Source organism: Mucilaginibacter sp. (genome assembly GCF_028287845.1).
GTDB lineage: Bacteria > Bacteroidota > Bacteroidia > Sphingobacteriales > Sphingobacteriaceae > Mucilaginibacter.
The window spans coordinates 1-13,156 of record NZ_JAQBOW010000074.1; the positions used below are offsets into that span (position 1 = coordinate 1).

The window sequence follows — 13,156 nt, forward strand, 5'->3', positions numbered from 1 at the left end:
TAATAAATAGTTTAACAGCGCTCACATATGCCTGATCGCCAATTTTAAAAGCATATTTGGTTGATGCTGCTATTAAATGTTTTCCTTCGGATGTTTCGCCCAGCTGCCACGCTTGTAACGAATGTAAAATCGCGGCTATTTCGTTATCGGTTATGTTTGGCGAAAGGTTCCAGTTCACTCTTTTCTCAGTTGCATTGGCTCTGAAATGGTTTATCCAATATTGGCTTGTATACATGGCGTAAAAGTTTTAAAGGTTAATGATTTTTTTAGAGTTTGTCCCAGTTAATTTTTCGTGAGAAATACATCAAAACTGAAATGATGATGAATAAGGCGATACTGCCAATCAACAGGGCCAGGTCCTCCAATTGGATGATCACAAAAATGAAGACATAAAATATGGTCAGTATCATTGCGAATAGTATAGCTGCCATTTTGTTTTTCAGTAGTGATGCGATAAAAATAGAAATAAGCGCTATAGTTGCCACCGATGCAATAAGATAGGCCAGGTTATACCCGATCTGCTCAGAAAACGAGAGCAGTAATGTGTAATAAATAATCATTGCGGCACCTATCAATATATAATTAAACAGATGTATCTTTTGCTTACTTATAAGCTCTGTAAGGAACAGCGAAATGAATGTAAGCAGGATGATCAATATACTATACTTGCTGGTACGCATAGTTTTTTGGTACTGATCTACCGGTACCTTCAACTTTACGCCGAATATGGCATTGCCGTTATGTGTCATTTTATTTATCGTGCTATCGTCAGCTGTCCATTGCTGCTCAAAAGGCCGGTTGTAGTACAGCATGCGCCATTTTGCTGTAAAATCCTTTTTCGTCCACCTTGCGGTAATCGGGTAGATAGCGCCCCGAAAAACTTGGTGTTTTCCAATTGCCGCTAACTTCTACGTCGGTGGTTTTTCCGGTGTGTAAAAAGCTCAGCTCACCACTACCTTTTAGGTCGAGCATAAAATCAAAAGGCACCGGCTGTTCTTTTGTTGCTGTAAGATTTATATCAGCCTGCAACCCATTATTAAATAATCCCTTTTCATTAAATACCGGTTCGGCTTGTAATGATTTCCCTGCCGATTTAATAACTGGGTTGGTTTTCAAACCTTTAAGGTCAGATATACTAAAGGTTAGCTTAGCCTTATCCAGCATTAATTGGTCGGCCGTTATTGCCAGCTTAAAATCGCCCCAAACTTTAACCTGCGTATTATACACCACAGTTTCGTACATGCCGCGGTGTAATGTTTCTGAGTTTACAACGGCTTTTATATGAAGGTTATCCGGCAATACATAAAGATTTTCAATAACCTCTTTTATAATTACCTTATTGCCGGCATCCCTATCTGTAAGCTGGCGCTTGTAAGGTATCACCAGTACCGGCCCTTGTATTAACTGGCTTGCCGACCACTTATCCGATACATCTTTTTCCATCTCGTCGTGTCTCTTTGCTCTTTCGGTTATCAGGTTCTCTACCATAAAAGATGGGATAAGCAGCAATATTATCAGTATACCAATAAACATTAATTTTACAGTCACCGACTCCTGGAGCCAAGCCATAAATCCTTGTGGTTGTTGTTGTTCGTTTTCCATTGTTTATAATTAAAAGTACTTTGTATTTCAAAGTAATTGGATAAAAAAATATAGTTTAATTTTTATTGTTTTTTATTATTTGCTCCAGCGCATCTAAATGAGCAGCGAAGGCTTTCTTTCCTTTTTCTGTTGCCTCATAATTGGTATTGGGTTTACGGCCCAAAAATGATTTATTTACCAGTATGTATTCTTCTTTTTCCAATCCCTTTAAATGCGATGCCAGGTTACCATCAGTAATATCTAAAAGCTCTTTAAGTGAATTAAAATCATAGCGCTGGTTAGCCACCAGCACACTCATAATTTGCAGGCGCAGGCGGTTCTCAAAAGCTTTATCTAATTTTTCAAAATATATCTTCACCGGTCGTATTTTAAGTACATCACGCTACCATACACAATATGCAAAACGCCAAATCCAAGGGCCCAAAATAGTAAACCATAACCGGGTAAGCAAGCAGCAATTAAGCCTAATATAATTTGGCATATTCCTAAAAACTTTACATCGCTAAAAGTAAAATTACCTGCTGCTAATAATGCAAGGCCGTAAAATATAAGCGATGCCGGAGCCACAATGCCAAAATAGCCACGATACAGAAATATAATAATCAATAAGCCACCTGTTAACAATGGCGCGGCCATATTAACTAATAATTCCCTGCTGGTTTTACCCCAAATGGATTGTCCTTTTCTTTTTGCTTGTTGATAAGTTAACAGCACGCAGGTTGCTATCGAGGCTATTAATACCGCGGCGGCTATAGCAATCAAATAGGGTAACACGTTAAGCAGGTGTAAAAAAGTAACCTGGTCATAATTTATCGGTGCACGCATAAGATAAAATGCTGCCGCCGCGCCAATCAGCGCATAAATTCCTGCCAGTATACCAGATAAGCCGCTAAGCGATATAAATTTTGATGAACGCTCCATCAAACTGCGGATGGACGCCAGATCATCCTGAATTTCTTTTTCCTTCATATAAAAGTACTTTGTAATTCAAAGTAATGGATAATAATTTAATTATGCAAATTTTATTTTTTACATGTCAGCATAACAGCCTAATAAATAAATTAAAAAGGATTATAACGTTACGGTTATTTCAGTCTCGCCAGCGCTTCTTTTATCCTCGGGATAGCTTGTTGAATATCATCTAAAGTACTGGCTCCTACAGATGCTCTGAACCAATTTACGCTATCATCTGTACCAAAGGCAGAGAAAGGCACAAAAGCTATTCCCGCTTCTTTTATCAGGTAAAAATTAATATCTGCAGAGTTATTCAGCACGGTTCCTTCCGGGGTAGTTTTTCCGGTATAGTCAATTTTTACGGTAAGGTAAATGGCCCCCATTGGTGCGATAGAATCCACGTTAAATCCATCAGTTTTTAATTGTTGGAAACCTTTATGTAACGCGTTAAGGCTATCTTGTATCCTTGATTTTAAACAATCAAGATAAGTATTTACCTTATCATCTTCAACAATATATTTAGCCATAGCTACCTGCTCTGCCTTTGGCGACCATGCGCCCATATGGCCCACAATAGCCTTCATGTTGTTGATAATAGCTGTAGGGCCAAAACCCCAGCCCACACGTACACCTGTTGCTGCAAAGCACTTAGATGCACCATCAACAAATATTACGTAGTCTCTCAACTCAGGGCGCAGCGTAACAGGGTCAAAATGCTGGTTATCGCCAAAAGTTAATTGCGAATAAATCTGGTCGTATAACACGTAAAGTGGTTTTTCGTCAGCCGCGCGGGTTTTATTTTCGGCAATTACCATATCGCAAATATCTTCCAGATCCTTTTTATGAAACATGGTACCGGTAGGATTCAAAGGCGAACAAAGGGCCAGTAACGCGGCACCTTTAATATGCGGGCGCAAGTCATCCGCCATAGGCATAAAATTATTTTCGGCAGTGGTTTGTACTATTATGCCGCGGGCCTTTAGCAAGTCGCAATAATGGTTATTGTTCCATGACGGTGCCGGGAACACGACTTTGTCGCCTTCATCAACAACCGCTAAATAGGCCGAATAGATCAACGGCCTTGACCCGCCCGAAATTAATATCTGGTTAGGCTTATAATCTAACCCCAAACGATTTTTTAAAAAGGCCGAAACACTTTCGCGCAAGCTTAACACGCCATCAGCGGGCGGGTAGTTGGTTTGGTTATCCGCATAAGCGTTAACAATACCCTGCTTTAATTCGTCAGGTATGGGATAGATGTTGGAGTCGTAATCGCCGATAGTTAAGTTGGCAATATTTTGGCCCTGGCGCTTTAATTCATTGATTTCGCCGGCTATCCTGATAATTTCAGAGCCGCTCAGGTTTTCGGCTAATGCAGATACTTTCATTTATTTGAGCTGAAAGGAGAAAGGTTAAAGCTGAAAGCTTGCCCTTATCCTCATTAATATTTATATGAGCTGAATGAATAAGCTTTTAGCTTTGGTCTTTCAGCTTTTCGCTTATCCCGCAAGGGGTTTTCTTAATTTAATGATCCTAACCCAGTGCATCAATTTCATTACCGGGTAAACCGGATCAAACTCATACCACTTTGCCGCAAAATTGGAGTTGTTTGGGCGCTTATGGTGGTTATTCTGAAATAACTCGCCAAGCATCAAAAAATCTAACGGTATGGAGTTTTTTGATTTATCGCCGTTATCAAAGTTTGAGTAGCCATATTTATGACCGCACCAGTTTACAATAGCACCATGTATTGGGCCCATCATAAAGTGAATTGGCAATAATAAAAACATCCACCAATGCGTAGCAAAAGCAATGTAGAATGCTACATAACCAATACCAAACAGGATACGCGATATGAAGGTAGATCCCCAATAATCCAGCAAGCGCCACTCGGGGTAGTTGCCTTTAAACTGTGCTTCGGGTTCTTTTAAACGTTTCTCATAAAGCTTATAGCTTAACGCGGTGCGCCACATCATCTGGAAAACATCCCTGAAAAAATAAGGAGAATGCGGGTCTTTTTCGGTATCACTGTAAGCATGGTGCTCGCGGTGCATAATTGCATACGCGCGCGGATTTAAATAAGATGAACCCTGGCAAATAAATGTTAGCATGTGGAACACGCGCTCATTAATTTTATGGGTACTAAACATTTTGTGTGAAGCATACCGGTGAAGAAAAAATGTTTGAAAAAATAGAGAAAGAAACCAGTGTGCCAGGAAGAATATTAAGATTATCACGAATTGTTATTGATTTATATGTATTGTAATTAACTGCAAAGATACGATTTAAGTTTTTACCGCTGATAAAGTAATTGTTAAATAAAAATCAATGTGCTTGCAGATCAAACATTTCAGCCAATAACTTATAAGATTGCAGCCTGTCATCAAAATCCTCGGCAATGGTTACGGCTATAATTTCATTAACGCCATAGCTTTCGGCCAATTGGCTCAGGCGCGCTTTTACCATATCCGGCGTGCCGGCAACTACGCGCTGGCGGTTGTAACGTATGCGGTCCTGCTCATGTAGGGTGTATTCGGTATTTTTTACATCTTCATAGCCAAATGGCGAAAGGCCCAAGCCCTTTTCAAACTGGATAAAGCGGTAATCCATTATGGCTTTATGCTGCATTATCCTCTCCTCATCTTCCGAACAGAAAACAAATATGGCCATGTTAACTTCTGGCTGTGCAAGGTCCTGCGATGGTTGGAAACGGTCTCTATACAACTGCACCGCCTGCGGTCCACCAACCGGGTTAATAAAATGCGCGAAGGAAAAGCCCATACCAAAATGTGCGGCGAACAAACCGCTTTGCCCGCTCGAGCTCAGCAGCCACATAGCAGGCACAGTTTTTACCTGCGGGATGGCGCGAATTTTTTGCTGTATAGTACCCGGATCTGCAGTATCATGGAAATAGTTGCGCAGATCGGCCAGTTGTTCCATAAAATCCTGCTCGGCAAAATGGTTTGATGGATTAAGTATAGATGCCGTAATACGATCGGTACCCGGCGCACGACCCATACCCAGGTCTACCCGGCCGGGGGCCAATGCTTCCAGCATCCTAAAATTTTCGGCAACCTTTAAGGTGCTGTGGTTGGGCATCATTACGCCACCCGAACCAACACGTATATTTTTTGTTTGCGATGCCAGGTAGGCTATCAACACCTCGGGGGTCGACCCGGCCAAACTGCCGGTATTATGATGCTCTGATACCCAAAAACGGGTATAACCCAATTGGTCTGTATATTTTGCTAACGCGATGGTTTCCTGTACGGCCTGCTCGGCAGTAACACCTTTCCTGATAGGGGATTGGTCCAACACGCTTAGGCGGATTTGATTTGTGTTCATGGAATATATTAAAACACAAAAATACGGAAGCGGTTGTAGAGGGATTGTAAAGATTTGCTGTTTGAATGTAGAGCGAATGTAATATAAGAAGAGTATTGTTGGGTTATTAATTGTTATTTTTATCTGAAATAACCTAACTATGAAAAAAACTATATTCCTATTTGTTTTTCTAAGTATATTGATTTTAACAGTAAGAGGAAACAATGTTAGTGATACAAGTAAAAATCACAAAGCAGAATCGAATAATTATAATAGAAAGTCAGAAGATTATCAAACCAAATTTGATAACTTACAAAAGGACTTAAATGGGAATATTTCAACTGCAAAACAAGATATCAAGGAATTGCTTAATGTATATGTTTGGTGTATTGTTATAATATTTACATTAATTGGTTTTGCAATAAATTTTCTTGGAAAAAAAGCAATAAAATCAAGGGTTGAAGAAATAATTGCCCAAACTGCCCAAAACCACGTAGACATAGCTGTCCTTTCTCTAATAAATAGCAGAATAACAACCGAACTAATTTCTGAACTCATAAAAGAAAAGAGCGAAACAGAGTTGACCACATTGCTAAAGACTATCGAGATTAAAGGTGAAACGACAATTAACCAATTTAAAGTAAAAGGCAATGAGGTTTTGAATTCGATGATTGCTACACCAATTAGAAAAGAGGATAGCAAAGAATCTAAAGAAGCAACTGATGAAGAAATAAATAATATACATAATGTTGTTCGAGCAAATGAGTTTTACGAATTAGCTTACAATGCAAATGATCCAAAAATAAGAATAGAGCTTTATAAAAATGTAATTGAATTAGAACCAACAAACTTTGGTGCGTATAACAATATTGGAGTAGCTTATAATGATATTGATAAATATAATGAAGCTATCGAATTTTTAAGTAAGAGCATTGATATTAACCAACAATTTGACACTGCTTATGGCAACAGAGCACATTCTTATAATCAATTAAATGATTTTGATAATGCATTGAAGGATGTTGATAAAGCGGTTGAAATTAACCCCCGGAATGATTGGGCATATGCAGTTAAGGGAAATGTTCTCACCAAGCAAAATAAATTTATAGAAGCTGAAGAATCACTAAATACCGCTATTAATTTAAATCCCAATTCTCCAATAGCATTGTTTAATCGAGGTTACTTTTATGAGGAAAGAAGGCTGTATGAAAAATCTGAAATGGACTATATTAACGCAGAAAAAAATGGCTTCCCAAATAAAGCATTGTTGTATAATAACATGGCAGTTTTATATAGAAGGCAAAAAAGATTTACAGAAGCGATAGACTTTATTAAAAAAGCTCGAGAGCAAAATCCAAACTATCCTAATTTAGATGGAACTTTAGCACTAATTTACGGCGACCAAAATATGGATGAAGAATTTTATAAGTATATCAATAGTGCGTTAGAAAAAGGTTGTAGAGTATGGAATTATTTATCTGATTATGGATTTGACAAATACAGAACTAGTCCAAGGCTGTTAAAACTAATTGATACATATAAAAAAGTAGCCTGATTAACTATTAAAATGATATAAAAACACCACCGCCCCGGTGTAAGCAGGTTTTTTCTCGCCCTCAATTTCCATCTTCACACCTATAGTAGCTTTGGTAATGCCTCTTAAATTTACTATCGCGTCAAGCTTGCATAGTAACCTTACACGGGTATTTACCACTACAGGCTGGGCAAATTTTATATTTTCAATACTGTAATTGATTAGCATTTTAAGGTTTTGTACCTCTACTATCTGGTGCCAGAAATGCGGCAGCAACGATACTGTTAAATAACCATGCGCTATGGTAGCATTAAACGGACTTTCGGTTTTGGCCCTCTCAGGGTCGGTATGTATCCATTGATGATCTAATGTAGCGTCGGCAAACTGGTTTATTTGCTCCTGGGTAATAGTGTGCCAGGACGAGATACCGATCTCTTTATCTAAATGCGATTCAAATTCGGCGTGGTTTTTAATGATTATCATAGATCAGAAATGTGGGTTTAATAAACGGTGCTGTAAAAATAGCAAACCTTAGCGCATTTAAAAACCGACATGTTAAAATTGGAGTAACAGATGAATAAATCAAGCTGGTATCGTCATCCTTTTTTCAAATTACTTATTAATCGGTACTTACTTAAACATATTTTTCAAAGCAGCTAACTTAATCGCCATGTCCGTTTCCACTTCCGGCTCGTTCTTTTTTGGAGGAGGATTGTAAGCAGGCTTAGCAAGCTGATTGACTTTAGTAACCGGCGGACGATTCTCTTTTTTAGGCTCGTCGGTTTTCATAGATAACGATATCCGTTTGCGGTTTACATCCACTTCGGTAACGGTTACTTCCACCTGTTGGTGTACTTTTAGTACTTCGTTGGGGTCTTTAATAAAGCGGTTGGTGATCTGGCTCAAATGTACCAGCCCATCCTGGTGCACTCCAATATCGACAAATGCACCGAAATTGGTAATGTTGGTTACTATACCCGGCAGCTTCATGCCTGCTTTCAGGTCTGTAATGCTGTTTACACCATCAGTAAAACTAAAGGCTTCAAACTTTTCGCGCGGGTCGCGACCGGGTTTGGCCAGCTCGGCCATAATATCATTCAGGGTTGGTAAGCCAACGGTTTCGGTAATATATTTTTGCAGTGGGATGCTTTGTCGCAATTTGTCGTCTCTCATTAAATCACTAACAGAGCAACCTTTATCTTTGGCAATTTGTGCTACCAACGTATATCTTTCGGGGTGTACAGCACTGGCATCAAGTGGGTTTTCGGCATTGTGGATGCGTAAAAATCCTGCGGCTTGCTCAAAGGCTTTATCGCCTAAACGCGGTACTTTTTTTAGCTGATCGCGGTGTTTAAAAGCGCCGTTCTCATCGCGGTACTCCACAATTTTTTGCGCAAGCTGCGGGCCAAGGCCCGATACATACGAAAGTATTTGTTTTGACGCGGTATTCAGTTCTACTCCAACGGCATTAACGCAACTGATAACCGTATCATCCAAAGATGCCTGTAATTTATTCTGATCTACATCATGCTGGTATTGCCCAACACCGATGGATTTTGGATCGATTTTTACCAATTCTGCTAATGGATCCATCAATCTGCGGCCAATAGATACTGCACCCCTAACAGTCACGTCTTTATCCGGGAACTCCTCGCGCGCCACGTCAGATGCGGAATAGATAGACGCGCCGCTTTCATTCACCATAACAATTTCTGCACCTGGTAAATTCAGCTTGCGTATAAACAGCTCCGTTTCGCGCCCTGCGGTGCCATTGCCGATAGCAATGGCTTGTATATTATGTTTATCAAAAAGATGCGCAACAGTTTTCTCTGCCTCTTTGGCCTGGCCTGCACCGGTATGCGGAAATACTGCGGTATATTCCAACAGTTTTCCCTGCTCATCCAAACAAACCACTTTACAGCCTGTACGAAAACCGGGGTCGACAGCCATGGTACGCTTTTGCCCAAGCGGGGCAGCCAATAATAGCTGGCGCGCGTTCTCTGCAAACACCCGGATAGCTTCTTCATCTGCTTTCTTTTTGGTGATTAAGCGTACCTCTGTTTCCATAGACGGGCGCAGTAACCGTTTGTAGCCATCGGCAATAGCCTGTTTAACCTGGTCGGCGGCGGCATTATTGCCGGTAATAAATGCTTTTTCTAATTGGGCTACGGCCTCTTCTTCAGGCGGTAAAACATCAAGGTATAAAATCTCCTCCTTTTCGCCGCGCCGCATAGCCAATATCCTATGTGAGGGTGCCGATTTTACCGGTTCTTCCCATTCAAAATAATCTTTATACTTAATGCCTTCAGTTTCTTTACCCGTAATTACATGGCTTTTAAAACTGCCCTTCTCTATAAACAGTTCGCGTACTTTGGTACGTACGGCTGCATCTTCGCTAATATGTTCGGCAATAATATCTCGTGCACCTGCTAATGCTTCCTCAATGCTGGCAACACCCTTTTCTTCGGATATGTATTTTTCGGCCTCGGCCCCTACATCAAATTTATTTTGGGCGAATAGCAGGTCGGCCAGGGGCTGCAATCCTTTTTCGCGGGCTGTAGTAGCGCGTGTTTTGCGTTTGGGACGATAAGGCAGGTAGATATCTTCCAGCAATACCATTGTTTCGGCAGCGTTGATCTGTTTTTCCAGTTCGGGCGTTAGTTTACCCATTTCGGTTAACGAGTTTAAAATGGCTTCGCGGCGTTTGTCCAGCTCACGTAATTGTTGGATACGATCACGTATGCCGGCCACCTGTACCTCATCCAAACTTCCTGTTAACTCTTTACGGTAACGGGATATGAACGGAACGGTAGCGCCTTCGTCTAACAAACTAACGGTAGCAGTGACCTGCTTTTCGGCTATTGAAAATTCGGTAGCTAATTTTTTATGATGAGTTGTCATTTATCTATCCTTATTGGATAGCGAAATTCGGGTTATGGGTGGATATGTCAAAGGGGTGTTGGTAAATAAACTAATATTTTTTACTTGGTAATTATTTCAAAAATGTTCAAGAGGCTACGCCGTTTATAGGATAGGAGGGTTGTCAGCGTTTACTTTTTTACCTTCTCTAAATTTCTTTTTACCCTGAATTTAACTATCCGGGTTACCAGATCCAAAGGCATTGGTTTATTTAGCGGGAATTGTAAGGTGCCTTTGCCTGTTTCATAAACTTTAGTTTCTTCTTTAAAAGCTTCAATGCCCATTAGTGCAGGGTAAAACCCGATATGGTTTTTATAGCCGCCAAAATGCACCAGGTTGCCATTTAATTTAAAAGTGGGGATGCCGTATACTATAGCTTCTTCTGCTTCTGGGGCGGCCTCATGTATGGTGGTACGCATGGTTTGTAATACCTCCTGTACATTTTTGGGATAAGCTGCTATGTAGTCGTCTATGTTTTTTGCTGATTCGCCTTTCATGAGCTTTACTTAATCGGTTCAAAACAAAGTTAATATCTTGATTTTAAATTAATGGTGTGCAAAAAAGACATTGATAGGGGGGAGACGCGACAAAAAAAGCCCTTCCAACCAGGAAGGGCTTTGAATAATTTATGTTTAACGGTTACTTAGCCGGCCATTTATTGTTACTTACATCGGCATCCATAAATATGCCACCGTCTAAAACAATAGATTTTGCTGTTTTATTGGCTTTAATGGTTATAGTTATATGCTTGTCATCCTTTTCCCAAACGGCAGCTGTAACATGGGTGCTTTGGGTGGTGCCATCAGTATAGGTTACCATCACATCAAACGGAACCGCGAAGCCACCTATATTATTTATAGATAGTTTATAACCACCGGCAACCGCTTTGGCATTGTCTAGGCCCAGGTCTATATAACCATTGGTGAAGAACCAATTATTGAAGAACCAATTCAGGTTTCTACCAGAGCCTGCATTCATCGAATTAAAATAATCCCATGGAATAGGATGCTTGCCATGCCAGTTATCCATATAAGTGTGCAGCGCTTTTTTAAATAAAGCATCGCCCAGCATATCTTTTAATGCCAGATAGCTTAATGATGGCTTGCCATAAGCATTGTTGCCATAACCTGAACGTAGTTCGCTGGTAGGAGTAATGATTGGCAGATCTTCTGTAGTTGCAGGATCATTAATATAACGCTCAACACGGAATTTTTTATAAAAGCCGTCCGCCTGCTTCTTGCCTTTTTCGGCAGTACCTATTAATAGCTCAAATGTGGTTGCCCAGCCTTCGTCCATAAAGGCATAACGAGTTTCGTTTATCCCCATATAGAAAGGGAAATAAGTATGTGCTATCTCATGATCCTGCACCAGTTGAGCAAAGCCAAGATCTTTTTCATGGCTATCATTCACCATCATGGGGTACTCCATATCAGCAAATCCCTGGAAAACGGTCATTTTGGGGAACGGATAAGGTACACCCGGCCAGTTGTGCGAGAACCAACCCAGCGCATTGCGGCTGAATTGTACCGAATGATGAAAATCTTTAGATGAGTCAGGGTAAGCCGCCTGCACACTCGCTATGCGGTGCGTTGCATCGTCAACCAATACACTTGCGCCATCCCAATTATAATGGTCGCTTAGGCCCACAGTCATGTCTGATATATTGGTGGCGGTCCATGTCCATGTATTCATGGCATTTTGCGCGGTAATGTTTTTTGCGGCCAGGTCTGCAGGTGTAGCAATATGTATGGTGCTATCGCTGGTCATGGAGGTTTGCAAGCGCTTAGCAAACTCAGGTTGTAAAACCTGGTTAGGATTTTGTAATGTACCTGTGCTCCATACAATATAGTTTTTAGGCACGGTAACATTTAATGTGTAATTATTAAAGTCGTTGTAAAACTCTTGCGCGTCCAGGAAAGGCAACATATCCCAACCGTTATAATCATCATACACAGAAACACGCGGGTAAAAATAAGCCAGGAAGAAAGTGGTAGAATCGATCACTCCTTCGCGGCCACTCTCTTTTGACAGATCGAAATGCCAGTCGATATTTAGTTTCACCGAATCATGCGGCATCAAAGGTTTAGCTAACGCGATAGCCTGGTTGGTGCCACTGGCGGTATTATTGTTCCAGCCGTGTTTAGCGCCATCAACTAGAAAATTGTCTATCTGTATACCTGAAGTTAAATAATCGGCGCTTGCGCCGCTAAAACGTGCTACGCCCGGGCGATGGATATTCAGGATCAATTTCATGTTTAGCCTTTTTAGCGTATCAGGGCTATTATTAAAATAGGTTATTTGCTCAACACCTTTAACCAAACGGTTGGGCGGTATCATACTGATAGAGATATTATAATTGCCTGTATTTTGCCAGTAGTTTTTGCCGGGCTTCCCATCAAGCGAGCGGGTTTCTTTATTAAAAGCTTTTTGTATATCGCGTGGCATATACAGCCTTTGGGCATTTGCCTGCAACAAAAACAAGCATAATAAAGCGGAAAGTGAGATTGATTTGAACATGTAATAGCGATTTTAATAATGATTCAGTTAATGGGTGTAAATGTAGCAAAAGTAGTGTGTTACTGCTTTGATTTTATGTGATAGCAATTGATATAGTGGGGTGAATTTTCGGTTAATACATTTACTAGAAATAATAATCAACAAATACCTTAAAACCATTTGGCAATCTCCCAAATAACCGTATCTTTGCAGTCCCGAAAAAGCGGGGTATAATAAGATTTTAATAATTTAAATTAAAGCAAGTGAATACGTTAAGTTACAAAACTGTCTCAGCCAACAAAAAAACCGTTAACAAACAGTGGGTTG

At 40.4% G+C, this 13,156-nt stretch carries 12 protein-coding genes and 2 pseudogenes; 2 read left to right on the forward strand and 12 right to left on the reverse strand.

Translation table 11 applies throughout. The features are described from left to right. The 8 genes and pseudogenes from JWP71_RS06870 to JWP71_RS06905 form a co-directional block, all read right to left on the reverse strand. Positions 1 to 235: pseudogene (locus tag JWP71_RS06870) on the reverse strand (ferritin-like domain-containing protein); the annotation flags it as partial. Positions 236 to 266: 31 nt separating this feature from the next. After that, positions 267 to 812, reverse strand: a complete 546-nt coding sequence (locus JWP71_RS06875) for an inner membrane CreD family protein (RefSeq protein ID WP_366143521.1) — start codon at positions 810 to 812, stop codon at positions 267 to 269. Next, positions 787 to 1,602 carry an inner membrane CreD family protein gene (locus JWP71_RS06880; RefSeq protein ID WP_299498146.1) on the reverse strand — a complete coding sequence of 272 codons (816 nt, stop codon included), beginning with the start codon at positions 1,600 to 1,602 and terminating at the stop codon, positions 787 to 789. Before JWP71_RS06880 ends, JWP71_RS06875 begins: the two co-directional genes overlap by 26 nt. Positions 1,603 to 1,657: 55 nt before the next feature. Next, positions 1,658 to 1,960: a transcriptional regulator gene (locus JWP71_RS06885; RefSeq protein WP_299498148.1), complete on the reverse strand. Its 303-nt coding sequence runs from the start codon at positions 1,958 to 1,960 to the stop codon at positions 1,658 to 1,660. Then, the gene (locus JWP71_RS06890; RefSeq protein WP_299498150.1) at positions 1,957 to 2,571 is read right to left on the reverse strand and encodes a hypothetical protein; all 615 of its coding nucleotides are present in this window, start codon (positions 2,569 to 2,571) and stop codon (positions 1,957 to 1,959) included. Before JWP71_RS06890 ends, JWP71_RS06885 begins: the two co-directional genes overlap by 4 nt. Positions 2,572 to 2,687: 116 nt before the next feature. Next, positions 2,688 to 3,944, reverse strand: coding sequence for an aminotransferase class I/II-fold pyridoxal phosphate-dependent enzyme (locus tag JWP71_RS06895; RefSeq protein WP_299498152.1), 1,257 nt, complete (start codon positions 3,942 to 3,944; stop codon positions 2,688 to 2,690). Positions 3,945 to 4,055: 111 nt separating this feature from the next. Beyond that, positions 4,056 to 4,793: an acyl-CoA desaturase gene (locus tag JWP71_RS06900; RefSeq protein ID WP_299498154.1), complete on the reverse strand. Its 738-nt coding sequence runs from the start codon at positions 4,791 to 4,793 to the stop codon at positions 4,056 to 4,058. 88 nt (positions 4,794 to 4,881) lie between these two features. Further along, positions 4,882 to 5,901 (reverse strand): LLM class flavin-dependent oxidoreductase, encoded by a 1,020-nt coding sequence (locus JWP71_RS06905; protein WP_299498156.1) that lies wholly within the window; start codon positions 5,899 to 5,901, stop codon positions 4,882 to 4,884. A gap of 139 nt (positions 5,902 to 6,040) precedes the next feature. On the opposite strand from JWP71_RS06905, the gene JWP71_RS06910 reads away from it, so the two are divergent. Next, positions 6,041 to 7,435, forward strand: a complete 1,395-nt coding sequence (locus JWP71_RS06910) for a tetratricopeptide repeat protein (RefSeq protein WP_299498157.1) — start codon at positions 6,041 to 6,043, stop codon at positions 7,433 to 7,435. Here JWP71_RS06910 and JWP71_RS06915 read toward each other — a convergent pair whose 3' ends face one another. From JWP71_RS06915 to JWP71_RS06930, 4 genes are all read right to left on the reverse strand, one after another. Beyond that, positions 7,436 to 7,897 carry a MaoC family dehydratase gene (locus tag JWP71_RS06915; protein WP_299498158.1) on the reverse strand — a complete coding sequence of 154 codons (462 nt, stop codon included), beginning with the start codon at positions 7,895 to 7,897 and terminating at the stop codon, positions 7,436 to 7,438. 147 nt (positions 7,898 to 8,044) lie between these two features. After that, positions 8,045 to 10,315: a Tex family protein gene (locus tag JWP71_RS06920; RefSeq protein WP_299498160.1), complete on the reverse strand. Its 2,271-nt coding sequence runs from the start codon at positions 10,313 to 10,315 to the stop codon at positions 8,045 to 8,047. A gap of 149 nt (positions 10,316 to 10,464) precedes the next feature. Continuing rightward, complete coding sequence (locus JWP71_RS06925) at positions 10,465 to 10,830, reverse strand: DUF1801 domain-containing protein (RefSeq protein WP_299498161.1); 366 nt, start codon at positions 10,828 to 10,830, stop codon at positions 10,465 to 10,467. Between the two features lie 142 nt (positions 10,831 to 10,972). Next, the gene (locus JWP71_RS06930) at positions 10,973 to 12,850 is read right to left on the reverse strand and encodes a M1 family metallopeptidase (RefSeq protein ID WP_299498162.1); all 1,878 of its coding nucleotides are present in this window, start codon (positions 12,848 to 12,850) and stop codon (positions 10,973 to 10,975) included. A gap of 242 nt (positions 12,851 to 13,092) precedes the next feature. Between JWP71_RS06930 and JWP71_RS17340 the strand changes: the two are divergent. Continuing rightward, a pseudogene (locus tag JWP71_RS17340) lies at positions 13,093 to 13,156 on the forward strand (50S ribosomal protein L13); the annotation flags it as partial.

What these genes read in the sequence shown, in the direction of transcription:
- JWP71_RS06880 (WP_299498146.1), bottom strand. Translation starts at nt 1,602, where the DNA reads ATGGAAAACGAACAACAACAACCACAAGGATTTATGGCTTGGCTCCAG.
- JWP71_RS06875 (WP_366143521.1), bottom strand. Translation starts at nt 812, where the DNA reads ATGCTGTACTACAACCGGCCTTTTGAGCAGCAATGGACAGCTGACGAT.
- JWP71_RS06910 (WP_299498157.1), top strand. Translation starts at nt 6,041, where the DNA reads ATGAAAAAAACTATATTCCTATTTGTTTTTCTAAGTATATTGATTTTA.
- JWP71_RS06895 (WP_299498152.1), bottom strand. Translation starts at nt 3,944, where the DNA reads ATGAAAGTATCTGCATTAGCCGAAAACCTGAGCGGCTCTGAAATTATC.
- JWP71_RS06920 (WP_299498160.1), bottom strand. Translation starts at nt 10,315, where the DNA reads ATGACAACTCATCATAAAAAATTAGCTACCGAATTTTCAATAGCCGAA.
- JWP71_RS06930 (WP_299498162.1), bottom strand. Translation starts at nt 12,850, where the DNA reads ATGTTCAAATCAATCTCACTTTCCGCTTTATTATGCTTGTTTTTGTTG.
- JWP71_RS06890 (WP_299498150.1), bottom strand. Translation starts at nt 2,571, where the DNA reads ATGAAGGAAAAAGAAATTCAGGATGATCTGGCGTCCATCCGCAGTTTG.
- JWP71_RS06925 (WP_299498161.1), bottom strand. Translation starts at nt 10,830, where the DNA reads ATGAAAGGCGAATCAGCAAAAAACATAGACGACTACATAGCAGCTTAT.
- JWP71_RS06915 (WP_299498158.1), bottom strand. Translation starts at nt 7,897, where the DNA reads ATGATAATCATTAAAAACCACGCCGAATTTGAATCGCATTTAGATAAA.
- JWP71_RS06905 (WP_299498156.1), bottom strand. Translation starts at nt 5,901, where the DNA reads ATGAACACAAATCAAATCCGCCTAAGCGTGTTGGACCAATCCCCTATC.